Genomic DNA, 22077 nt, shown 5'->3' with positions numbered 1-22077 from the left:
TCTTATTACTGAAAGTGTGCGATTGTCCGTCCTATCCCGGAAAACTTAACTTTATGGCTCGTCGTTATGCCCTTGTAATTGGCATTTCAGAATACCAGAGTCCTCTCAAGCCTTTGAGTAAACCTGCCAGCGATGCGGCAGCGGTTGCAGCGGTGCTGAAGCAAGGGGGTGACTTTCAAGAGGTGACTGTCTTGAAAGGAGCCGTCACGAGCGCCAAGCTGATTCAGGCATTACGAACTTTGCTTTTAGAGCAAGCAACTCAGAACGATGTGCTGCTTTACTTCACTGGGCATGGCATTCCAGTAGTTGATCCGGTGGTTGGTAAACCCAGAGCCTACCTGTCAACGTCAGATACCGCGATCGCCCTTGAAGGGAAGCAAGTGATCGAAGCACGGCGAGCAGTGCCCCTCGATAGCCTCAACGACCTGATTCAGGAATCCCAGTTAAGCAGCCTGGTCATGTTGTTTGACTCCTGCCACAGCGGTGATTTTCTGGAACGGAGTCTGGTCGAGAAGACCTTTACTGCTTTCAGTACCCACAAGGACTATTACCTGATCACCGCTTGCCGGGGCTTTGAGCAGGCATACGCCATCAAGCGTGAGCAGCACAGCATTTTCACGGGAGCCTTGCTAACAGGGCTATCTCAGGCAAATGCTAACGAAGATGGACAGGTGACGGGCGATCGCTTGTTTGAGTCTGTTGCCAGAGAGCTAAGAGGCAGTGGACAAGAACCACTCCGCATGGGTTATGGCGGCTTGATTACGCTCATGAACCATCAACCGCAGCCAACGAGGCTAACGGCGATCGTGGATGCAGCGGGAGAAACCATCTGCCCCTATCAAGGGTTGCAAGCGTTCACCGCAGAGCAACAAGCTTTCTTCTTTGGGCGGCAGCGAACGGTTGAAGACATCCGGCAACGGTTAGAGCAACAGCCGTTTGTTCCGGTGATTGGCGCATCCGGCAGCGGTAAATCTTCAGTGGTGCGAGCTGGATTGATGCCCTGGCTAGCGGCAACAGGTTGGCAGATACTTGACTCGATCAAACCAGGATTCGACCCACTGGCAGCGCTGAGAGCCGTCTTTGAACCGTTTTTCCCTCGCTCCAACCGCGACATTCAGCAACTCCATCAACTCATCAAAACTGACCCCGATCCGTTACCTGCTCTGGTCAAGCGACTCTCTAATGCAACGACTACCACCGATCAGGAAGTACCAGAACGCTTTCTATTGGTGGTGGATCAGTTTGAGGAAGTGTTTACGCTCTGCCCAGATGAGGGCGATCGCCAGCGCTTTATTGACCTGCTGACTCAGGTGGTCAATCTCCCTGATGCTCGTTTGGCAGTGGTCATCACGATGCGAGCAGACTTTCTTGAACCTTGTCTGCGTTACCCCGCACTGCACCAACTGATTGAAACGCAAACCAAGTACCTGGCATCACCAACCGGGGTTGATTTACGAGATGCGATCGTGGAACCTGCAAAACGGCAGGGATACAACGTCGAGGAACGCTTGCTCTTCAAGATTCAGGACGATGTGGGAAAAGAGCCAGGGTTCCTGCCCTTATTAGAATTTGCTCTGACTAAACTATGGGAGCAACGAGACACGGAGCAAAAGCTGCTGACCCTAGAACAGTATGAAAACCTGGGAGGCTTGACTGGAGCATTGAACTTCCATGCTGAGCAGGTCTACCACTTTCGAGACCTTGAGCGGGACACCCCGACAGAGCCACGAAGTGAGCAAGAGCAGGCATGGATTAAACGAATCTTTCTGCGGTTAGTGCGAACCGGAGAAGCAGAAAAGGACACCCGCCAGCGTCGCCCTAAATCTGAGCTATTGGCGATCGCAGACGCTGATCGCAATGCTCAAAACTTGTTGCGTGGATTACTTGAAGATGACGGTGGATTGGTACAAGGGCGTTTGCTGGTAACGGGGCAGGAACAAGCCAATTTAGATTCCTGGGTGGATTTAGCGCATGAAGCACTGCTAGATGGATGGGTACGGTTTGCCGAGTGGCGCAAGGGAGATCGGGATGTGCGGAGGTTGATAGACCGCATGGAAAATGCTCGCCGCGAGTGGGAACAGCATCAGCGGAGTGTTGACTTCCTGCTACCGAAAGGATTGTTAGTGCAAGTTGAAGTTCAAAGCAAAAATTTACAACCTTACTTAACTTCTGCATTAAAAGAATTTTATGAACTAACTAAGGCGCGAGAACAGGAACGGGAAGCAGCCATTAAATGGGCAAAATCGGAAGGAGCTTTAAATGCACGAGCCGACGAGGCAATTAAGTTACTACAACGCCAACCTCTAGAGGGCTTAGTCCTTGCTCTTCAATTGGTGAAGTTGAACCTTGAGAAACCGAATCAATGCCTTTTAGGAACTATCCAAAATAGCTTACATCAGGCAATGACTAATGCTCGTGAGTGTAATCGTTTTCAGGGACATGAGGATACTGTTTGGTCAGTCGCATTTAGCCCGGATGGTAAATCAATTGTCAGTGGTGGTCGGGACGGCACGATTCGTCTTTGGACCTTGGATGGTAAACCAATCGGGCGACCATTTGTGGGACATGAGTCTACTGTTACTTCAGTCGCATTTAGCCCGGATGGCATGAGAATTGTCAGTAGCAGTAGTGACGAAACAATTCAACTCTGGGACTTAAACGGCAATCCAATCGGGCGACCATTTCTGGGACATCAAGGCTCCATCAGGTCGGTAGTATTTAGCTCGGATGGCACCAGAATTGTCAGTGGCAGCAATGACAAGACGATTCGACTGTGGGACTTGAATGGCAACCCGATTGGACAACCATTTTTGGGACATCAAGACTCTATCAGGTCAGTGGCATTTAGTCCGGATGGTGCCAGAATTGCCAGTGGCAGCAATGACAAGACGATTCGACTGTGGGACTTGAATGGCAACCCGATTGGACAACCTATAGAACATGGAGACAGGGTTACTTCAGTAGCCTTTAGCCCGGATGCAATCAGGATTGTTAGCGGTAGTGATGATAGAACAATTCGACTGTGGGACTTGAATGGCAACCCAATTGGGCAACCGCTTTTAGGGCATCAATCCTTTGTCGTATCAGTGGCATTTAGTATTGATGGTACTAGAATTGCTAGTGGCAGTGTTGACAAGACGATTCGACTGTGGGACTTGAGTGGTAACCAGATCGGGCAACCGCTTTTAGGTCATGAGGCTGATGTTACTTTAGTAGTCTTTAGTCCTGATAGCACCAAACTTTTGAGTAGCAGTAGTGACAACACAGTTTGTCTATGGGATCTGCAAACTGGATCGCTCAATCAGCCGATTGCACGGCATGAAGATGCTGTTCAATCAATAGCGTTTAGCTCAAATGGTGAATTAATTGCAAGCGGCGATATCAGAGGAGCCATCTATCTATGGAATACTCACGGTACTTTGGTCAAGCAATCCTTTCAAGGGCATAAAGGCTCAGTGAAGTCAGTAGCATTTAGCCCTGATAGTCAAACAATCGTGAGTGGCGGAAGTGATCGAAAAATTCACTTTTGGGATATTGAGGGCAATTTGATAAGTTCATCCTTTGAAGAACATGGGGATTCTGTTGAATCAGTAGCATTTAGCCCGAACGGTGAGTTAATCATCAGTGGTAGTAAAGACGGGGAAATCCAACTTTCGGATGCTCAAGGAAATCGAATAAAAAGATTTTGGTGGAACTGTGAGGATAAACTTTGTCGGCATCACAGCTCGGTTTGGTCAGTAGCATTTAGTCTGGATGGTCAGACAATTGTTAACACTAGCTCCAATGGAACAATTTGGTTGAGAGCTATTGAGGGAACTCCAATTGAAAGAGCGTTTGAAGGACATGAGGGGAATGTTTGGTCAATTGCCTTTAGCCCAGGCGGAAGACTAATCGCTAGTGGTGGTAATGATGGAACAGTCCGGCTTTGGGATATGCGAGGCAACGCGGTAAGACAACCATTTAAGGGACATAAGGGGTCTATTTGGTCAATTGCATTCAGTCCAAATGGGGAACTAATTGCTAGTGGTGGTAATGATGGAACAGTTCGACTGTGGGATATACAAGGCAACACGATAGGGCAACCATTTAAGGGACATAAAGCTGCTGTCAAATCAGTAGGATTTAGTCCGGACGGCAAGATAATTGGCAGTGCGAGTGATGATCACACAATTCGTCTATGGACAGTTGGTACATGGGAAGACTGGTTAGCCATCTGCTGTAATCGCATCCGTCATCACCCTTATTTCAAAAATCCTCAAACTGAAGAAGCAAGAGCCGCATGTGAAGTCTGCCGCAAGTATGTCTGGGAGCGGGAGTCACTTGATATAAACAATGCTTAAGCCTACAGATTATCTGGCAGAGAGCGTAGGAGCATTACTTTTTTAAGCTTGACCGCAGTAAGGGCAGAACCAAAACTTGAGCGACACGATTGGTTCCTGCAACTAGCGCAGCGATCGCGCAACTGACTCCCACAGGCGAAGCAATGCTTAGAGCGCGGGTGTGTCCACATGGGGTCAGGTGGTGTTCCCGGCACCCAGCAGTGGGGGCAGAACTTGAGGGCAGCGATCGTGTCTACAGCCACTCCCTTACAGACCGCATCCACATACTCCACAGTGATACTCAGAGCATAAGCCAAGCTACTCTTGGGGTGCTTGCTTTAACCGAATCGTCTGCCCTGGCTCGACTTTGCCCATATTCTTACCAGGAAAGTGAGTGTTGAAACCCAAAGCCGTTCATCCCTCACCCGGCAGCTTGGCTTGGTGAGGGGCAGTATCAAACATGATGTCGTAGTGCAGGCTTGGAGCCTGTTGACGAAGGATGCGTAGATGGGCTTCGGCATCATTGCGGCGGCGAAAACGAGCCACTACACGTTGCTGCATCCTGGACAGCAAGCGGACGATGCACCAGGGATGGAGCTGTTGGTGATACGTCATGCTCGCCTCCTGTCGCTAGTGGCAAGGTTGTTGAGCGCCTGATCGATTACCCCCAGAAGGCGAGAAGCATTGTTGTCAGGCGGATGCAGCGACCAGGCACTGATAGGAACAGGCTGGTACGTCAGGCGGTAGGACTTGCCACTATGGTGATAAATAACCCAGACCGCCTGCCGGGGTAGTTTTTGGATGCGATCGCCCTGCTGCTTTAGAGCAGACCGAATTAGTTTGATTTCTGCGATGACTCGTTGACCCTGGTTCACCTTGAATGCCTCCAGTTGTTTGATGTCGTCAAAAGACTGAAGCCACCCTACAAAGAAGGTGGCGAGTCAAAACAGGTCAGGGTGGTATTGACATTCTGGAATTCAGGTGATTTTGTCTTCCGGTTGAGTAAAACAAAGTGTAGAGCGGAGGTCTTCGGGGATTTGCTCAAAATGCTCTAGCAGAAAGTCCATCAGGGCAAGGTGACGGAGGTCGATCGCAGTAGGACGACGATAGCTGCGACCACGACGGAACCAACAGCGCACGGTAGACGTAGAGCGAGAACAGATAGCCGCGATCGCTTCCTGGCTGACGTGCCACTTGGCATAGAAGGTCTGGGGTGTCATGCCAAGCTGGCAATAGCTGTAGCGGTCAATCAGGGCTTGTTCGCGTGGGGTAAGGGAACGGGGGTTCATAGAGTTTCCTCTGCTACCGTTGGTTCGAGGTCGTCTTCCCAGGCAATGTCAGCTTGCACCCATGCGGCACTAGGCGAGTCGGCATCGAGCCAAATGAGGTAGCACCAGTGCCAACAGCAGCGATGGGGAGCAAAGCTGTAGAAACGACCAATCGCAATGCCCCAATCAGTTATTTCCCCATTGGAAATCCAACGCAGGCGATCGCCGTAGAGAAACCGAGGCATTTCGACATCGGGGAAAGTGGTCGGTAGGTCAGTTGCAGGGGGTGGGAGTTGCAGGCTGGACAGAGCGTTCGAGGTGTCGAGTGTGCTGCTCCGTAAGGCATCCAAATAAGCAGCGAGAAGTTTACCGTCGAGATTGGCAGTCAGGGTTTGGATGAGGCTAGCAGCAAGGGTTTCGGCTTCCTGAGTTTTGATCACGACCCAGGCGGCATCGAAGCTGGCATCGGAGTAAGTTTTGAGGCGGCAAAGCAAATCAGCAATGGCAAAGTCAGCCAAGGCTTGCTGATAGCCTGCCTGGTAAGTCCCTGTAGATACTATGGCAGGGCTAGGAGTGCGGCAAGGTGGTGTTTGACGACACCACAGTCGAGTTGTTTTGGAACGATTTGGCATAGGATTGAAACTGCTCCTAATGAAGTGGGAGTAAGTGCCAGACCCCGTGCCGACCAAAGCTGTGGGTCTGGCCTTTGACGTTAGTTTAGAAGCTTTAAGGCGATAGGGCAATAGGGCATAGTGACAATTACCCTTTATGCATCTTGCGATAAGGGAGAATAGCCCTAGAGGAGATGTTTAGCCCTGACTCCGAAATGGCAGAGAAAAAAGCTCAAATCCGCGTTTACTTGCCAACTGATACCGACAAGATTCTCAAAATCTTGGCAGCGGTGAAGGACTCGTCTGTCAATGCTCTGGTAAATGAGGCGATCGAGCATTGGTTGGAGGAGGCAGAGCAAAAGGAAATTGTGGAGAAGTTTAACCTCGATCAGTTAGATGAGATCGGCTAAGAGATACCTTCAGGAGCAATTTTCACCTGACGGCTATGTGCTAGCTAGAGATGATTCATTGATGACTGACTAAGAGCGATCGCGTTCCCTCAAGCAAACAAGCTCTCCAAAAACTTCTCTCCTGCCTGCTGCAAGTCTCTATCAACCGCGAAGGTTAGGGTGCGGATACGAATCTCCTGGACTTTGGTATGTAGAGGCTTTTGTAACGGTTGTGGATAGATGAGAATCGCTTCGGAGCACCCTTGTGTAGTTGCATAGGCGATGATTTGCGCCACATTATCGGTTCCAGGAGTGCTTGGGGCTTTGTATTTGGTGTCCATCACATAGCGGGTCTGCCCCGTCATAATGTCAAAAAGCACAAGAGCGCTGTCTTTCAGCATTGCTCTTGTGCTTTTTGATGTGAACTTGATGTCGGGCTTTAACATCCTTGTCCTAACCAATCAGTTTTGTACCATCCGGTGCGATATGCTAGCGTACGATCGCTCCATGCGTAACGTCGGCAAGCATACGCACCATAGAAATTAGCTGTCAGGCGGTGACTTCGGCTTCTTCAAGGTTCCAGGCTGTTGCAGGCACTCCAACCGCTAACAAAAGACGGCGGCAGAAGCTTTTGTGCCCCCTAGCAGAGTCTGATTGGTAAACATAAGTTCCATTGGAGAGTTTATGCCAATCACGCGGGTATTTCTTGCCCGTGAGATCATCGCAAAAATGAGTTTCTAACTGCTGCCGGACATGCTTAAACTGGTCGGGATGGTTTTGAATCACCCATTCCACTACAGTTTTCATAAACTGCCGCCAAGTCTTATCTGAGATTGGTAAGGTTTCTCCACAGATCGTGACCGATTTGGGGGCACGATAGCTTTCCTGAGTCACGGCGCTGGCTTCTCCAAAGGCAGCCCAGATCGCAAAAAAGGTTTGAGCCAGACTATCTGCTCTTGCAAGGATAGCAGATTCGTTCCAAAGAGAGATTTCTTGAGAGAAGTAGTCCCTGTTCATTTTCAAAGCATGTCCCGACAGAGCATTCCTTTTGTCTTTAAATGGTCCATTCGAGAGTTGGGAGTTCCACTCCTGAGTCACCAGCGTGAGATTGCCTAAGGTGTGCAGATAATCTCGGTAGGTACGATCAAGGGCTTCACCCAATTCTTCTTTCCAGGAGGGACTAGGTTTTTGAGGTAGGATATGTTCAATCGTTGGAGATCCGTCCAGCACCGTATATCCCCCCATACCTTGATATAAGTGTCGATTGATGCTTTCTAGAACCAGGCACAGCTTTTCTTGACTGCCGGAGTCGTACTGTTTGCGCGTACGGATTGCCTGCTGCACATTGCGATCGCTGGGATAACCTTTGTTTGCAAGTAGCTGTCTCAGGGCATTTCTAAAAGTAAGACCGTTTTCCACCTCAATTTGGATATCGCGCCAGAGCGTTGGAAACATCTTGTTGAGGTAATTGGTAGGTTCTCCACAGACCTGTCGCCGAATGAGGTAATTCTCTAGAACACTTAGCAAATCTAGAAAATCATCTTTACTAACGGCGGTAGAGTGATAAGCAGCATAAGCAGCCAGTAGAAATGGATAGGCTGTTGAAAGTTCTAATTGGTTCAGCCGACGCAAAGCCTTCTGAATGGCTGGATCTGCCTCATGCTCCGGTCGCAAAAGCCGATCGTAATACTCTGCGAAAGTTCGCAAGGTACTAATTTCTTGAATGAATAGTTTAATTGCATCGAATTCGCGTTCACAGCGATCGCGAAAGCGCTCATAGATATGCTCCTGGCTGCATAGCACTCTAGAAGCCATTGCCAGGTAGTGGCGCAAAAATGCTGTTAGTTCACCAATCCGGGATTTGCCGACCATCCGCTTTTCTTGCAGCAAGTATTCTATTTTTTCCCAGTGGTCTTTGAACACCGTTTCCTGCTGCCGAGTGGGCAGCTTCATCGCAATATAGTTACGCACCAAGTCAGCTTGAGACAGCGGCTTGCCCTTGGCATTCAAACTCTCAAAGATTTTGTAGGGGCTTTCGTCGTGATTAAGGTCAATAAAAACAACCTGAAAGCAATTGGAGATAACAATAAAGAAGAATTCAGGCTGTATCTCTCCATCATTTATTTTCTGCTCTAGCTGTTTGCGTAAATAGTCATAAGCCGCAGGAATCCCAGACTCACTGAGGAGGGGTTTTTCACCTCGAATCAGGGCAGTGTAGGCATCGCGATCGCCATATTTTGTGGTTGGCAGGAGTTTGTAGCACACATCTCCTGTCTCATCCAGGTTCATCAAAAGCCGCTTTGTTCGCTTGGCGACTGCTGGGTGAGTATCTTGAACAAGGTCGTGCAAAGCGCAGAGTAGTAGAGAGATAGTCGTTAGGCGTTGCTGCCCATCCACTAAATTAAAGGCTGGGATCACACCATTGCGTATGCCATCGTTAATAACAACGAGAGAACCGAGGAAGTGCTCCGGTGGTTCCTTTTCAGGGTCATACTCTTCGTAAAGCGCAAGGGCATCATCCAGAAGCGTCTGCCAGTTTCTTTGCTCCCAGCTATACTGGCGTTGAAAGTGAGGTAAAACATAGTGGATATCACCCCCACTGCTAAATACTCTGGAAACTTTGAAACTATCAGCTTTCATGATTGGGAGCCTTGAGAAGAATTAAGCGGCTTGGGCAGATGAATCAGCAAACTGCCACCGTTTAGTGTGCCCATCTTCACGGCAGAGAAGTACGCCAAACCATTCGAGGCGTTCCAGGTTTTCGGCGATCGCCCCTTTATACCGCCCGCCCCCCTTGAACTGAGCGGCGATTTGTAGTACTGTCCATTCGCCGCCGCTGGTACGAAGCAGATCGCGGATGGCGGCAAGCTGTTCTTTGGGCTGTTTGGGGAAGGGCTTTTGTTCGACAGGCGCGATGACGGTTTCTTCGGCGACGATTCCCTCAAGAACTTGCTGGGTTCTCACTTCGTTGGGGGCTTGATACTCAGGACGAAGCCAGCGAATGATGCCGTTGCGTTCTTCTTCGGCACGTTCGGCATTCAGCTTGACCAGTCGTTCGAGAATTTCTTCATCGCTGAGGTCGGGTTGCCAGCCATATGCCTCAAAGACCGCGACATCAAGTTCGTCGTGGATTTGTTTGAGAGTAGAAACGAGGGCTTTGTCGTTGTAGGCGCGATCGCTCTCACTAAACGCTTCGCCTTTCCGCAGCTTTTCGAGCAGGTTATACATTCCGGTGATAGTGACTTCAGGATGCTGTGCCTGAACTCGCTTGCGGTGCGCGTCTAATCGTTCTCCCAATCCTCGAATTTTTTGTTCTTGTTCAGGGGTGCGATCGGGGAATGGGAAGGGATCAAAACAACGACTATGGTTATATACGGGATCATTGCCTACACCTAGCCACCCTCCTGCTTCTGTTGCCCACATCACATGGATAGAGCTTGAAAGAATACCAAGGAAATAGGGGTCGTTGAGAGCAATGACCACTAACTTTTGATCAGGAACAATTCGAGAAGCCAAAAATTGAAAAATTCGGTGCTTGCTAGTTTGAGTTGTTGCAATATACCTATCTAAATTTTCAATTGATGTACGCATTTTTCTATTAGATCTTCCAAACCTCCACCATTTATCGCGCCTTTGTTTATCCCGGTGTACTTCTCTTTCTGGCTTGACAGTCTCTAAAACACGCTGGAATGGTTCCAAGTACTGTGATGCTTTCTCCTCCGAAAAATCGTCAAAATCGATCACAAATACATCTCTCGATTTGCCCATCAAATCTTTACCATTTCTGTATTCTTTTATTACATTGTTATTTATTGCCAATACCCCGGCGGTTTGACCCAAACCCATTTCTAATGCTTCTTTTCTGTTCAGAATAAAGCCGTTACCAAGGAATTGTATCCCTGTAGAAGCCAACTCTGAATTAGCTTGCAAACTAGCCGAAACACTTACATCTGCTCCTGAGCGCAAATCACTAAAAATCTTTCCTATCTTCTTCCATTGCAGTTGAGTTTTATCCGAAGACTCTTCTGGAGCTAATATGTCTTCCTCCTCAGCAATAACTATGCCAAGAGTCGCGAGTTGAATTACATTGCCTAAATTGCTGGCTTCTACTGAAGTCATTAGACTTAATCGGAAATAGAATAGGATGCGAAAAAGATAACGCAAGTCGAACGGAACCAGCGATGTTGAGCTATAGCAAAGTTCAAGGTAAGCCCTACGTGTTGCAAAGTCTCACGGGATTAAAGCCTGCGGAATTTGAGCAATTGCTGGAAAGCTTTGAGGTGGCATGGCAAGAATATATCGAACGGGAATACATTAAGCGACCTCGTGCCCGTCGCTATGGGGGAGGACGACACGCTGAGGTGTCCAGCAGTGCAGACAAACTGTTATTTATTTTGGTGTACTTCCGAGTGTATCCCACCCAAACGGTGCAAGGGTTTTTGTTTGGGATTGGACAAACCCAAGCCTGGGAATGGATTCACAAGTTGAGCCGAATATTGAATCAAGCATTGGGCTATGAGAAACAATTACCGGAGCGAGAACCCGCACGGCTAGAAGCGGTGTTAAGGGAGTGTCCCAGTTTGGAGTTCATCATCGACGGCACTGAGCGCCCGATGAATCGGCCAAAAGACCCAGAGCGCCAGCAGGATTATTACAGTGGCAAAAAGAAGCGTCATACGATGACCAACAATATCATCAGTGAGCGGGGGGGAAAGGTTGTGTTTTTAAGCGACACCTACTGTGGCAGTGTGCATGACAAAGCCATTTGTGACGGCGAGGAATACCAGTTTCCACCCGGCAGTACCTTGTGGCAAGACAGAGGGTTTCAAGGGTTTGCACCCCCTGGAGTGACGATTAGACAACCGAAGAAAAAGCCTCGAAACCAGCAGTTAAGCGACCAAGATAAACACCACAACCGGGAGATTTCCAGCGAACGAGTCGAAATAGAACATCAAATCAGTGGCATCAAACGCTGCAACATTGTGGCACACAAGTTTCGCAACCGAACTGGCTATTATGCGGATGATGTGATGGAAACTGCCTGCGGACTGCACAACTTTCGGCTCACTCATCGTCAACTCACCCATCCTCAACTCAAAACCGCCTAAGCTTAAAATTGCTAGAAGTACTCTCTTGTCGTGCTTTCTAGTGCTTCGCTATTTCCAATAATGTCTATTGAAATTCTGACATCAGCGCCATTATCTGACCAAGGATGGTCTGGTATGGCAAAATTTATCCGAACGGGATTCTGTTTTGAGTTTAAGTGCTTTTCAATAACTACTCTTTGCCATGCTTGACGTATTGTATTTGTGGTGATTAGTCCGAATCTTAATGATTGATTGGAGCCTACCAGTTCTGCTGCTTTGTGCCACCAATACATGACATAGTCAATAGTCTCCGGTATCTCAGCGTAAGTTTTTCTGAGTGTCTCTGTATAGCCATCACCCAAGCTTTCTCTCATCCGCCTAGTGCCAATAAAGGGTGGATTGCTCACTATATAATCTGCTTCCTGCCACTCTGCGGGACGCGGATTGATATAGCAATAAATGGGAAGTTGATCGCTCGGATCGGGCACATTTTCACCTGTCACCGGATGCTTCATCATCCGACCGCCCCAGCGCGTTTTCACCTTGCCCGTTTTCGGGTCGATCGCCTCTTCCTTTCCGTCATACGCCAACACCGCATCGCGATATTCAATATTGTGAAAATCCTGCAAAATCGGTTCTGGTGGCGGCGTGCTGCCAGAGCGTTTGAAGTGCCACTGCAAATAGCCAATCCAGATCACCAGTTCTGCAATACCCGCCGCTCTAGGGTTAATCTCAATCCCCAAAAACTGTGACGGGTTCACCTGCTTTCGACCTGCCAAACGCGGATCAAACTCCTCCAGCAAATCCGTCGTCACCTGCCCCACCACATCCAGCAAGCGCATTTGCACCTCCTGTTCCAGCGTCTTCAGCAAATCCAGCGTCACATACAAAAAATTTCCTGTCCCACACGCCGGATCAAGAATGCGAATCTGCTGGAGCTTGTCGAGAAACGCTTGAATCTCGATCGCTGCCTTTTGCCGCTGCGCTTTGGTTGGCTCCTGCTGATTATCTTTGAGGATGAGCAGGCGATCAACCTCACTCTCCACTAACAGCCACTCCTCGCGCAACGGCTCCATCACCACCGGACGCACCAACCGTTCTACATACGATCGCGGTGTATAGTGCGCCCCCAATCGGCTCCGCTCCTTTTTATCCAACGCCCGCTCCAGCAGCGTCCCAAAAATCGCAGGCTCCACCGCACTCCAATCCTTGTCTGCCGCCTCATGCAAAATCTCTAGCTGCGCCTGGGGCAAATCAAACGCCGTTGCATTGGCAAAAAAGCTGCCGTTAAACCGCAAAATTCGCTCAAATCCAAAGCTACCGCCCGTATTCATCGTTTGCCACAGCGCCTCAACCTGCGGCTTAAACGAAGTTGGCTCAGCAATCCAGCGTTCCTTCAAGGCTTTGGTGAACACCTCACCCCTCAGCAAATCCACATCTTCCGCAAACATCGTAAAAATACAGCGCATCAGAAAACTGGAGGCTTCCTGTGGCTCATGTCCTTGCTCCTCCAGCCATCGCGCCAGCTTTGCCAGCGTATCAGCAACCTCGCGTGTCACCTTTGCCCGATACTTCTCCGGGTTCAGGCTTTGCGGATCGCTAAAGATAGCAACGAAGCGATCGAAGACCTTCTCATCAATCAGCTTGTCGAGCGGAATCCTTTCCCGTGCCCCATAGCCGCCATAGTTGCCGCTAAAACTCATCCACACTTCAAAGTGCGAGCCAATATCGCAGGTCATCACAAACGGTGGCTTATTCGCCAAAAACGGCGTGTAGCTAAGTGCCTGATAAAAGGCTTTCTCCATCGCCGTATCGTAGGTTTTCGTGCCCCGCTTCGCTGTGCCCTTGTTGGAAGCACTCCCACCCTGTTTCGCCTCAATCAGGAAGTGCCCGTCCTTGTAGAAATCGGCATAGTTCGTGCTAAAGCCATCTTTGTGAATGACGCGAATATCCTTATCAAAGGCATAGGGATCGCCAGTGATGTTCCCCTTTGGCGGTGGGCGATCGACTCCTAGCGCATCGCACAGGTCAAGAAAGAATCCCTGATAGTTGGCTCTCTCGTTCCCCTGAGAGCCTTTCCACGTTTTCAGAAATTTCTGAACTCGTTGCCTGTCTGCGTCATCCATCCGGCACTCCTTAACTTGAGTGAAGCAGCATTACCACGGGAAAAAGATCAATCACTCTATCCCCTAATACAGTGTTGACACAGCCACAGCCGGATGGAACAAATTCTTCAGAAAGTCATTGCAAAGTCTTTACAAATGGTTTCGGCACTCTTGAAAACTGGGGACTTTACGAGCTGGAGTAGCGCTGCTGAGAAGAGCGATCGCCCCTCGAAATTACTCCTTAAACGCCTCATCCACCTGATTGGATTGAATCTCCATCACGCGATCTGGGTTAAACCGCCCCCTCAAGTCCAATCCTTTACCCTTTTGAATACTCACAGGCACCAGCAGTAGGTAAATTAGCACCTGGTAGAAGTCGGAATTCTTTTTCCGTCCCGTTTTGCAGTCTTCCACAAGACCTTGCTGGTATGCGATCGCCAAAATATCTGGTTTCCCTGCCAACTTCATTGTCGCGACACCTATGAGCCTGACATTTAATACGTGCGGTATATCAGTAGGGCGATTGCAACGGTAATGGATTCAGTCAAGATAAAAAAACTGCATCAAAATTGGTCGTCTTGGATTTAGCTGAGCTTTTGCCGATGAAGGAATTTGATTACTCCCTCAATTTCAAGGCGATCGACTTTCGCCAGCATCCAGAACTATATCGGGTCGGTCGGGGCGAACAGGGTGTTTTGCTGGTTGAACCCTACAAGAGCGAGATACTACCCTACTGGAAATTCAAAACCCCAGACATTGCTCGTCAATCGGCTGACCAAATCTACAGTCTGTTTCTTCAATACAAAGCCGAAGGCGATTTCGTGGGTATGGACATGGCACGAAAGTTTTTGCAGATGGGTTATACGCGATCGCGTCGCTATGCCAATCACAAGTCAGGACGCAAGTATGCAGTAGGTTCCAAAACGGTTCTGCCCCGCGAGGAAGATCCAATCAAAGCTCAATCTGCCAAGATTTTCTATGAAAAGTGGCAATTGGCGAAGAGTGATCCAGAGTATGTGCGATTAGCCGCACGTCATCGCGAGCAGTACGAAGGCTTTGAAACGGTTGCCGCAAAAAGTCCAGGTTCTTAACAGGAGTAGAGAGGTGAAGTTCTCGGCTCTGAAAGGCATTTTCGCTCAGGAACAAACAAGCCAAAGCTAGTGTTTGTGGGTTAGAGGCAGAAGGGCGAAAAGTTGAGGTTCTCTTTCACGCCACTTATGAACCAAAAGCCAACTTATTGTCGCCACACCACTATGAACTCGACATTTAATACTCAGCCTCCAATTCAAAAATTCGCCGATGAGAAAGCGCGCGATCGCCCTACAATCTCAAACAGGATTCGGCAGAATAGTACAATTAAATTATAAATAGCGACAAGAAAATCTTGCCATTTGACAAGTCCTAAAACCATCACTTCCGTCTAGGCTTTTCTTGATATATTTCCCGCAAAACCTGTAAATATTCCGGTTCTGTTTCAATCGTTGTCCAAACATGGTGAGCCAAAGCCAACTTTTGCTGATGCCTCTCACCAGGAAATCTACGGTGTTCTCCCTGAGAGAACCAGTGATTAACCGTTGTCAGCGAGCAGTCACAGATGAACGCCAGTTCCTCCCGTGACACCTCCCAAATCCGTAGAAACTCCTCAAGCTCCATCACTTTGCTGTGCGCTAATTGCAAATAAAGTCGTAGCGCCCTCCAGTGTGTATGAGACGGGGTTCAAGGAGCAAGAGCCATGTCAATCAGCTTGCCATTTTGACAAGGTTTGATGTATGATGCCTCACAGAATAGCAGTATGCTTGAACTGCTGTCAGAAAGCCTAAAACTTCTTAGCAGTTTAGTAAGCTGGGTTGTTGCCAACCATGAGCCTGATCACGATTCACTGTCGCCTCATCGCCTCTGAGCCAGTTCGCCGTCACCTCTGGCACCTCATGATCGAGAGCAATACCCCCTTAATCAACGACCTGCTGAAGTGCGTGAGTCAGCATCCCGACTTTGGAATCTGGCAACGCAGAGGCACCATTTCAGAGAGCGTCGTCAAAGGGCTTTGTGAGCCACTCAAACTGGTTTACCCAGATCAACCTGGGCGCTTCTACGCTTCTGCCATCCTCATGGTGACGTACATTTATGAGTCATGGCTGTCACTTCAGCAGAACCGTCGCCTCCGCTTGGATGGAAAACAACGCTGGCTAAATGTGGTGAAGAGTGATGCTGAATTGCTTGAACTCAGCGGTTCCACCCTCGATGCGCTCCAACACCGGGCGCAAGACATCCTGAGCCAACGCAATACAGAGCGTCAGACTCAAATAGCTCATCTGTTTGCAACCTATGATGCTACAAACGACATCCTAAGCCGTTGCGCGATCTCATATCTGCTTAAAAACGGCTGCAAAATTCCTGAAACGGAAGAAGCCCCGGAGAAATTTGCCCACCGCATCCATCGCAAACAGAAAGAAATTGAGCAACTTGAGGCGCAGCTTCAGGCTCGCCTACCCAAAGGACGAGATCTGACCGGGGAAGAGTTTCTGGAGACGCTGGAGATCGCGACGCAGCAGATTTCCGAAAGCGTCACTCAAGCAAGAGAGTGGCAAGCCAAACTGCTAACCCGACCCGCCTTCCTGCCCTATCCCATCCTCTACGGCAGCTCTACGGACATACGCTGGGGCAAGACGGCAAACGGTAGAATTGCCGTCAGTTTCAATGGCATTGATAAATATCTCAAGGCGGCTGATCTGGACATCAAAGGATGGTTTAAAGCCCACAAAGAATATCCATTCCGGTTGTACTGCGATCAGCGGCAACTGCCTTTTTTCCGACGCTTCTTGGAAGATTGGCAAGCCTATCAAGCTAATAAAGATACGTATCCAGCAGGCTTACTCACCCTCAGTTCGGGCATATTGGTGTGGAAAGAAGGCGAGGGCAAAGGTGATCCCTGGAATGTAAACCATCTCTCTCTGCACTGCACCTTCGATACTCGCTTGATGACCGCCGAAGGAACTCTGCAAGTCCAGCAAGAGAAGCTAGCTAAAACTACTAAGAGTCTGACCCTTAAAACCCTTGAACATGAGTTAACCGACCACCAGAAAAAGTTTCATCAGCGTAATGCCTCTACTCTCAACCGTCTGACTAATTTGCCTTCTCGCCCCAGCCAGCAACCCTACCAGGGCAATCCCGAAATTTTGGTTGGACTCAGTATTGGGCTGGCTGACCCCATAACAGCAGCCGTGGTGAATGGCAGAACCGGAGAGGTGCTGACCTACTGCACCCCTCGTACCTTGCTGGGCGATCACTACCACCACCTCAACCGTCATCGCCACCAGCAGAAGCAAAACGCTCTGCAACGTCACAAAAATCAGAAGCGTGGGGTAACGTACCAACCGTCGGAATCAGAGCTTGGACAAACTATTGACCGTTTACTGGCAAAAGCAATTATCCAACTTGCTCAAACTTATCGAGCAGGGAGCATCATGATGCCCAACCTGACGCATCTTCGAGAATTACTCGCCAGTGAGATTCAGGCAAAGGCTGAACAGAAATGTTCCGGTTCCGTTGAAGCTCAAGATCAATACGCCAAAGAGTACCGCAGGACTATCCACCAATGGAGCTACAACAGACTCATTGAAGCAATTCATTGCAAGGCTCAACAATTGGGTATTCCGGTTGAGTCAGGATTTCAGCCGATCCAATTCAACCCTCAGAAACAGGCAAGAGATCTGGCGATCTCGGTCTATCACTCCCGTGCGATCACCACAAAATAATCCTGTTTTCCCAGTACGCCTGAACCTAGACAAGTTAATATACAAATCAACAGCGCCGCAGTTTAAGCTCTTTGAGCCGCTGAATTGTGAAAAATATGGGTCAGTTTGGTCGTTGTGAGACGACTGTGCTTTCCGACCCTAGTAGCTTGCCCGCTTGCTGACTGCATCCTGGTACAGATTTCATTTTGAGATGTGTGTGGGGATGGAAAGCTGCATTCGTTGAGTCTGTTTTTCAAATGTAGCGCAGGTGCGCACCCAGCAGAAGTGAGTTAAGCCTTCATCATCTGGAGGTACAGGAGCATTATCTCTTCAACTTGTTGATTGGGATGGTGTGACTGAAGTGGCAGTTACCGAATCGCCTCCGATCAAGGGGGAGTCCTCCAATAATTTTTGGCAAACCGAAGCGAGGGCGAAAACCCTGGGAGGTTTGCCAAAACCCTAAAATCTTCTCCTGGCAATGCTTTCATTAATTTGAAAATCGCTAAAGTCCAGCTTTCAAGCAAGTTGAAAGAGTACTTCTTATACAGGTTTGCCAAAAGCCAGCCTGGAGAGCTTACAGGAAAAGAATTCTAGCGCTGGGAGTCGCAATCGCCTTCCCAGAGATGGGTGGGCTGAAAGAAAAGAAGTCACGCCACTCTTCAAAGTAGATCGGGGTCGCAATCGCCTTCCCAGAGATGGGTGGGCTGAAAGTTCGGTATTGCCATCGCGGGAGTAGTGGGCAATGCTGTCGCAATCGCCTTCCCAGAGATGGGTGGGCTGAAAGACTTCATAGTGCTGGCAATGCCGGAAAATTGCTCACGTCGCAATCGCCTTCCCAGAGATGGGTGGGCTGAAAGTGATCTTTGCCATCACTGCCGATGTTTGTCTGTCCAGTCGCAATCGCCTTCCCAGAGATGGGTGGGCTGAAAGTGATGAGCTTGCTTGTAGCTTTACCAAAGCGTCTGGTCGCAATCGCCTTCCCAGAGATGGGTGGGCTGAGCTTTTTGTGAAATAGAGAGCATTTGCGATCACGCTTCTAAATTCAATAGGATTTGGTTTTAGTTCTAAAGGAGGACTGAAAGGAGCACACTCTTGGTAAGTAGCGACATTAATTTGCGAAAACCAGAAGTGCGATGATTAACGACACTAATTTGCGAAAAAAGCACCTAAAATGACAAATCGCGTCAGAAACGACACTAATTTGCGAATTGCGACATTTAATGTGCGAATGTACAAAGCCCGTGACGAGGATTGAACTCGTGACCTCACCCTTACCAAGGGTGTGCTCTACCACTGAGCCACACGGGCAGATTTGAAACTATGGATGGGCCGAGCTGGATTTGAACCAGCGTAGGCGTAGCCAGCGGATTTACAGTCCGCCCCCATTAACCACTCGGGCATCGACCCACATTCCACAGTTAACAACAATAGCATAAGAGCGATCGCATGTTGTAAACAATGTAGCCGTATTTTGGACTATTTTCTTCTCATTTTGGGATAGCATCAATCCTCAAAAAGATCATCCACTTTAGTCTCAGAATGAGATTTTTGGACTTCAAGCGAGTCTCATTTATGGTCTTGAAAATCTCTCCTCAAGACGAAATTGATCTCAAATCAAGATCTTAAGTCTCATATATAGTCTAACATCAAGTCTCGGAGTCTAGGTTTGCATATTTCTTAAGAATGTATGGTTTTATGGCAATCTAACGAGAGGATCGATGTATACCAAAGTGATTAACCTAGATAAAATTGAGGCTTAGTGAGTACTGTGTTTGGGTCAGTGTACGGATTTAAAAGTCTTTTGCGTCAGGTTTGGTGAGGCATAATCATGGCGCTTATTGTTCAAAAATATGGTGGTACGTCTGTTGGGACGGTAGAACGTATCCAAGCAGTAGCTCAACGAGTCAAGCAAGCCGTAGACGCGGGTAATTCGGTAGTTGTGGTCGTCTCGGCAATGGGCAAGACTACCGATGGATTGGTAAAGCTTGCTGTCGAAATTTCAGCTAATCCTGATCGACGTGAAATGGACATGCTGCTGTCTACTGGAGAGCAAGTCACGATCGCGTTACTGAGTATGGCGTTGCAGGAAGTAGGGCAGCCTGCTCTTTCAATGACAGGGGCACAGGTTGGCATTGTGACAGAGGCAGAGCATAGCCGTGCGCGGATTTTACGAATTGAACCTGATCGGCTGAAACGGCATTTGGCTCAAGGAAAAGTGGTGGTGGTGGCAGGGTTTCAAGGGATTAGCAGTACCAATGAGCTAGAAATTACAACGTTGGGGCGGGGTGGTTCAGATACGTCGGCGGTGGCTTTGGCAGCTGCGCTACGTGCAGATTATTGTGAGATTTACACGGATGTTCCGGGCATTCTCACAACCGATCCACGCCTGGTGCCGGATGCTCAGCTTTTGGCAGAAATTACGAGCGACGAAATGCTAGAGCTTGCGAGTTTGGGTGCAAAAGTGCTGCATCCTCGTGCCGTTGAGATTGCCCGCAATTTTGGTGTGCCGTTAGTGGTGCGCTCTAGCTGGACGGATGAGCCTGGAACTTGGGTGGTGTCGCCTCCACCTAAACCACGATCGCTAGATGGATTGGAATTGACTCGCGCAGTAGATGCGGTGGAATTCGATACTGATCAGGCGAAGGTTTCGTTGCTGCGGGTTCCCGATCATCCTGGTGTGGCGGCGCGGTTATTTGGCGAAATTGCATCTCAAGCATTGAATGTGGATCTAATCATTCAGTCTATTCATGAAGGGAATACAAACGATATTGCTTTTACGGTGACTCATGACTCTCTGCGGCAAGCAGAAGCGGTTGCTAGTGCGATTATTCCGGCTCTGTGTGGCGGTGACCCCGCAGCAACGGAAGCGGAAGTGATGGTAGAGCAGCAAATCGCGAAAGTCTCTATTGCTGGGGCTGGCATGATTGGTCGTCCGGGTGTAGCGGCGCAGATGTTCACTACGCTAGCAGCAGCAGGAGTGAATATTCAAATGATTTCCACATCAGAGGTAAAGGTTAGCTGCGTGGTGATGGCAGCAGATTGTGATAAGGCGATCGCGGCACTCTGCAACACGTTTAATCTCACTAGTTCTCCCTATCAAGAGATGAGAACTAGCGAACTGCCAGCATCTAGTCCCATCGGGCACTTTAAAGATGCCACCCATCATTCAGTCCTTCCCCCGGTTCGGGGTGTGGCGCTGGATCGAAAACAGGCTCGGATTGCGATTCGTGCAATTCCTGATCGTCCGGGTATGGCGGCACGAGTCTTCCAACTTTTGGCAGCCAAAAATATCAGCGTAGATATGATTATTCAGTCTCAACGGTGTCGCGTGGTCAATGATGTTGCAACGCGGGATATTGCCTTTACGGTGGCACAAATGGACGGGGAAACAGCCCGACTTGTTTTAGAAGAAGCAAGACCAGAGTTGAACTGTGATGACATTGTGCTGAATGCTGCGATCGCCAAAGTTAGCATTGTCGGATCGGGAATGGTGCAACAGCCCGGTGTGGCAGCTCGGATGTTTGCCGCCCTGGCCCATCATCAGATTAATATCGAAATGATTGCCACATCTGAGATCAAGGTTAGCTGTGTCGTGTCTGAAACTGACGGGGTAAAGGCACTTCAGGTGATCCATGCAGCCTTTGAGCTATCGGGCGATCGACAAATTCAAATGTTTGCATAAGGGCGAATGGAGAAGTTGTAAGTTTTGAGTTAAGCCGAAACAGAGCTGATATTGAGCAACAATCTGGAATTCTCTCTAGATTGTTGAAGCTTTTGATGGAAGCCCCCATACAAAAAGAGACAGCAATAAGCCCCCTTACCGCTGTCTCTTTGATTTCTCACATTCGGTTGATGCCACACAACCTATGTTTCAAAAATAACGTTGCTACTTCCAAAATAGGTAAAGCTAGAATGAACTCTCGATGATGAATGTGTAAGGTTTGCAATAGGGTTTGGGAGTCGAAATCTTATGCTAAAACTTGAAATCTGTACCTACTACCCGGTCATTATTTTTACATTGCCGAAGAAATTTTTGCTGTTGTCACACCTGAAAAGTTTTGACTATCGCAGGCGTGACTAAATCCATCAAAGTGACATGCTCAGTGCAGGGTCGGCGATGAAGGAATCTCTGCGCCTGCCCTGTGGCGATCGCTCTGCTTCACCAAAATAACCAGTTAATAATCTTACTGTTGCTGACATAAATGGCATTCAGGGCAAGTAATAAGACAATAGGCTGAGGCGATCGCCACTTTCACATTGAGCGACACTATATTGAAGTATCCGATACAGCTGATTCATGGATTTGTCAGTTTGCCTACAGATTACTCATAGCAGGATTAAGTAGGGGCAAAGTTAGCTGTATAACAACACAACCATACAGACGGCTGAATGAGGTATTTCCTTTAGTTGGTAGAATTACATCTTCAGAATGATGACAGCTTCAAAAATGAGAATGATATTAGATAGTTACTACTCTATGTATTGGACTGTATCTATTTTGTACGTGCAACTAACCGCCCAAACCATAAATGCTGCTCTTGATAGAAAAAAGCTTTTTGATGGG

At 48.6% G+C, this 22077-nt stretch carries 16 protein-coding genes, 2 tRNA genes and 1 CRISPR repeat array; of the genes, 6 read left to right on the top strand and 12 right to left on the bottom strand.

The window, feature by feature from the left end:
- The first annotated feature begins 53 nt into the window (after nt 1-53).
- On the top strand, nt 54-4340 hold the full coding sequence (locus JOY44_RS21050; protein ID WP_171575475.1) for a caspase family protein: 4287 nt from the start codon (nt 54-56) through the stop codon (nt 4338-4340).
- A 2-nt stretch (nt 4341-4342) separates the two neighbouring features.
- On the opposite strand, the gene JOY44_RS21045 is transcribed toward JOY44_RS21050, so the two are convergent.
- The 5 genes from JOY44_RS21045 to JOY44_RS21025 all read right to left on the bottom strand — a co-directional run bounded on the left by JOY44_RS21045 (nt 4343) and on the right by JOY44_RS21025 (nt 6219).
- Complete coding sequence (locus JOY44_RS21045; RefSeq protein ID WP_171575474.1) at nt 4343-4636, bottom strand: hypothetical protein; 294 nt, start codon at nt 4634-4636, stop codon at nt 4343-4345.
- 97 nt (nt 4637-4733) lie between these two features.
- Nucleotides 4734-4934, bottom strand: coding sequence for a hypothetical protein (locus tag JOY44_RS21040; RefSeq protein WP_171575473.1), 201 nt, complete (start codon nt 4932-4934; stop codon nt 4734-4736).
- Nucleotides 4931-5194 (bottom strand): hypothetical protein, encoded by a 264-nt coding sequence (locus JOY44_RS21035; protein ID WP_171575472.1) that lies wholly within the window; start codon nt 5192-5194, stop codon nt 4931-4933. The genes JOY44_RS21040 and JOY44_RS21035 overlap by 4 nt, the downstream gene beginning before the upstream one ends.
- A gap of 102 nt (nt 5195-5296) precedes the next feature.
- Nucleotides 5297-5608, bottom strand: a complete 312-nt coding sequence (locus tag JOY44_RS21030) for a helix-turn-helix domain-containing protein (protein ID WP_171575471.1) — start codon at nt 5606-5608, stop codon at nt 5297-5299.
- A complete protein-coding gene (locus JOY44_RS21025) occupies nt 5605-6219 on the bottom strand; it encodes a hypothetical protein (protein ID WP_197985629.1) in 615 nt (204 codons plus the stop codon). Before JOY44_RS21025 ends, JOY44_RS21030 begins: the two co-directional genes overlap by 4 nt.
- 173 nt (nt 6220-6392) lie before the next feature.
- On the opposite strand from JOY44_RS21025, the gene JOY44_RS21020 reads away from it, so the two are divergent.
- Nucleotides 6393-6608: a ribbon-helix-helix domain-containing protein gene (locus tag JOY44_RS21020; protein WP_171575470.1), complete on the top strand. Its 216-nt coding sequence runs from the start codon at nt 6393-6395 to the stop codon at nt 6606-6608.
- 89 nt (nt 6609-6697) lie between these two features.
- Here the strand turns inward: JOY44_RS21020 and JOY44_RS21015 are convergent, their stop codons facing one another.
- From JOY44_RS21015 to JOY44_RS21005, 3 genes are all read right to left on the bottom strand, one after another.
- Entirely contained in the window at nt 6698-6988 is a 291-nt protein-coding gene (locus JOY44_RS21015; protein WP_171575469.1) for a hypothetical protein, read from the bottom strand.
- A 148-nt stretch (nt 6989-7136) separates the two neighbouring features.
- The gene (locus JOY44_RS21010; protein ID WP_171575468.1) at nt 7137-9227 is read right to left on the bottom strand and encodes a DUF262 domain-containing protein; all 2091 of its coding nucleotides are present in this window, start codon (nt 9225-9227) and stop codon (nt 7137-7139) included.
- A 21-nt stretch (nt 9228-9248) separates the two neighbouring features.
- Nucleotides 9249-10433 (bottom strand): type IIL restriction-modification enzyme MmeI, encoded by a 1185-nt coding sequence (locus JOY44_RS21005; RefSeq protein WP_307822077.1) that lies wholly within the window; start codon nt 10431-10433, stop codon nt 9249-9251.
- A 335-nt stretch (nt 10434-10768) separates the two neighbouring features.
- Here JOY44_RS21005 and JOY44_RS21000 point away from each other — a divergent pair, with 335 nt between their 5' ends.
- A complete protein-coding gene (locus JOY44_RS21000; RefSeq protein WP_197985628.1) occupies nt 10769-11695 on the top strand; it encodes a transposase family protein in 927 nt (308 codons plus the stop codon).
- A gap of 11 nt (nt 11696-11706) precedes the next feature.
- Here JOY44_RS21000 and JOY44_RS20995 read toward each other — a convergent pair whose 3' ends face one another.
- Both JOY44_RS20995 and JOY44_RS20990 read right to left on the bottom strand, forming a co-directional pair.
- Nucleotides 11707-13800 carry a class I SAM-dependent DNA methyltransferase gene (locus JOY44_RS20995; RefSeq protein ID WP_171575466.1) on the bottom strand — a complete coding sequence of 698 codons (2094 nt, stop codon included), beginning with the start codon at nt 13798-13800 and terminating at the stop codon, nt 11707-11709.
- A gap of 213 nt (nt 13801-14013) precedes the next feature.
- A complete protein-coding gene (locus JOY44_RS20990) occupies nt 14014-14247 on the bottom strand; it encodes a hypothetical protein (protein WP_171575465.1) in 234 nt (77 codons plus the stop codon).
- 110 nt (nt 14248-14357) lie between these two features.
- Between JOY44_RS20990 and JOY44_RS20985 the strand changes: the two genes are divergently transcribed.
- Nucleotides 14358-14870, top strand: coding sequence for a DUF4385 domain-containing protein (locus JOY44_RS20985; RefSeq protein ID WP_242541813.1), 513 nt, complete (start codon nt 14358-14360; stop codon nt 14868-14870).
- A gap of 768 nt (nt 14871-15638) precedes the next feature.
- On the top strand, nt 15639-17534 hold the full coding sequence (gene cas12k, locus JOY44_RS20980) for a type V CRISPR-associated protein Cas12k (RefSeq protein ID WP_171575463.1): 1896 nt from the start codon (nt 15639-15641) through the stop codon (nt 17532-17534).
- A 581-nt stretch (nt 17535-18115) separates the two neighbouring features.
- Nucleotides 18116-18515: a CRISPR direct-repeat array (repeat unit 37 nt; unit sequence GTCGCAATCGCCTTCCCAGAGATGGGTGGGCTGAAAG).
- A gap of 234 nt (nt 18516-18749) precedes the next feature.
- Here the strand turns inward: cas12k and JOY44_RS20975 are convergent.
- Together JOY44_RS20975 and JOY44_RS20970 are read right to left on the bottom strand one after the other, a co-directional pair.
- Nucleotides 18750-18821: transfer RNA gene (locus tag JOY44_RS20975), tRNA-Thr, on the bottom strand.
- A 17-nt stretch (nt 18822-18838) separates the two neighbouring features.
- Nucleotides 18839-18920, bottom strand: a tRNA-Tyr gene (locus JOY44_RS20970).
- A gap of 421 nt (nt 18921-19341) precedes the next feature.
- Between JOY44_RS20970 and JOY44_RS20965 the strand changes: the two genes are divergently transcribed.
- Nucleotides 19342-21195 (top strand): aspartate kinase, encoded by a 1854-nt coding sequence (locus tag JOY44_RS20965; protein ID WP_171575462.1) that lies wholly within the window; start codon nt 19342-19344, stop codon nt 21193-21195.
- The last annotated feature ends 882 nt before the right edge of the window (nt 21196-22077 follow it).

Source organism: Leptolyngbya sp. Cla-17 (genome assembly GCF_016807185.1).
Lineage (GTDB): Bacteria > Cyanobacteriota > Cyanobacteriia > Leptolyngbyales > Leptolyngbyaceae > ULC077BIN1.
This window is presented reverse-complemented; position numbering and strand designations above follow the sequence as displayed.

Bases quoted from the DNA above. Each gene is read 5' to 3' on its own strand.
- JOY44_RS21050 (WP_171575475.1), top strand. From the start codon at position 54: ATGGCTCGTCGTTATGCCCTTGTAATTGGCATTTCAGAATACCAGAGT.
- JOY44_RS21040 (WP_171575473.1), bottom strand. From the start codon at position 4,934: ATGACGTATCACCAACAGCTCCATCCCTGGTGCATCGTCCGCTTGCTG.
- JOY44_RS21030 (WP_171575471.1), bottom strand. From the start codon at position 5,608: ATGAACCCCCGTTCCCTTACCCCACGCGAACAAGCCCTGATTGACCGC.
- JOY44_RS21025 (WP_197985629.1), bottom strand. From the start codon at position 6,219: ATGCCAAATCGTTCCAAAACAACTCGACTGTGGTGTCGTCAAACACCA.
- JOY44_RS21020 (WP_171575470.1), top strand. From the start codon at position 6,393: ATGTTTAGCCCTGACTCCGAAATGGCAGAGAAAAAAGCTCAAATCCGC.
- JOY44_RS21015 (WP_171575469.1), bottom strand. From the start codon at position 6,988: ATGCTGAAAGACAGCGCTCTTGTGCTTTTTGACATTATGACGGGGCAG.
- JOY44_RS21010 (WP_171575468.1), bottom strand. From the start codon at position 9,227: ATGAAAGCTGATAGTTTCAAAGTTTCCAGAGTATTTAGCAGTGGGGGT.
- JOY44_RS21005 (WP_307822077.1), bottom strand. From the start codon at position 10,433: ATGGGTTTGGGTCAAACCGCCGGGGTATTGGCAATAAATAACAATGTA.
- JOY44_RS21000 (WP_197985628.1), top strand. From the start codon at position 10,769: ATGTTGAGCTATAGCAAAGTTCAAGGTAAGCCCTACGTGTTGCAAAGT.
- JOY44_RS20995 (WP_171575466.1), bottom strand. From the start codon at position 13,800: ATGGATGACGCAGACAGGCAACGAGTTCAGAAATTTCTGAAAACGTGG.
- JOY44_RS20990 (WP_171575465.1), bottom strand. From the start codon at position 14,247: ATGAAGTTGGCAGGGAAACCAGATATTTTGGCGATCGCATACCAGCAA.
- cas12k (WP_171575463.1), top strand. From the start codon at position 15,639: ATGAGCCTGATCACGATTCACTGTCGCCTCATCGCCTCTGAGCCAGTT.
- JOY44_RS20965 (WP_171575462.1), top strand. From the start codon at position 19,342: ATGGCGCTTATTGTTCAAAAATATGGTGGTACGTCTGTTGGGACGGTA.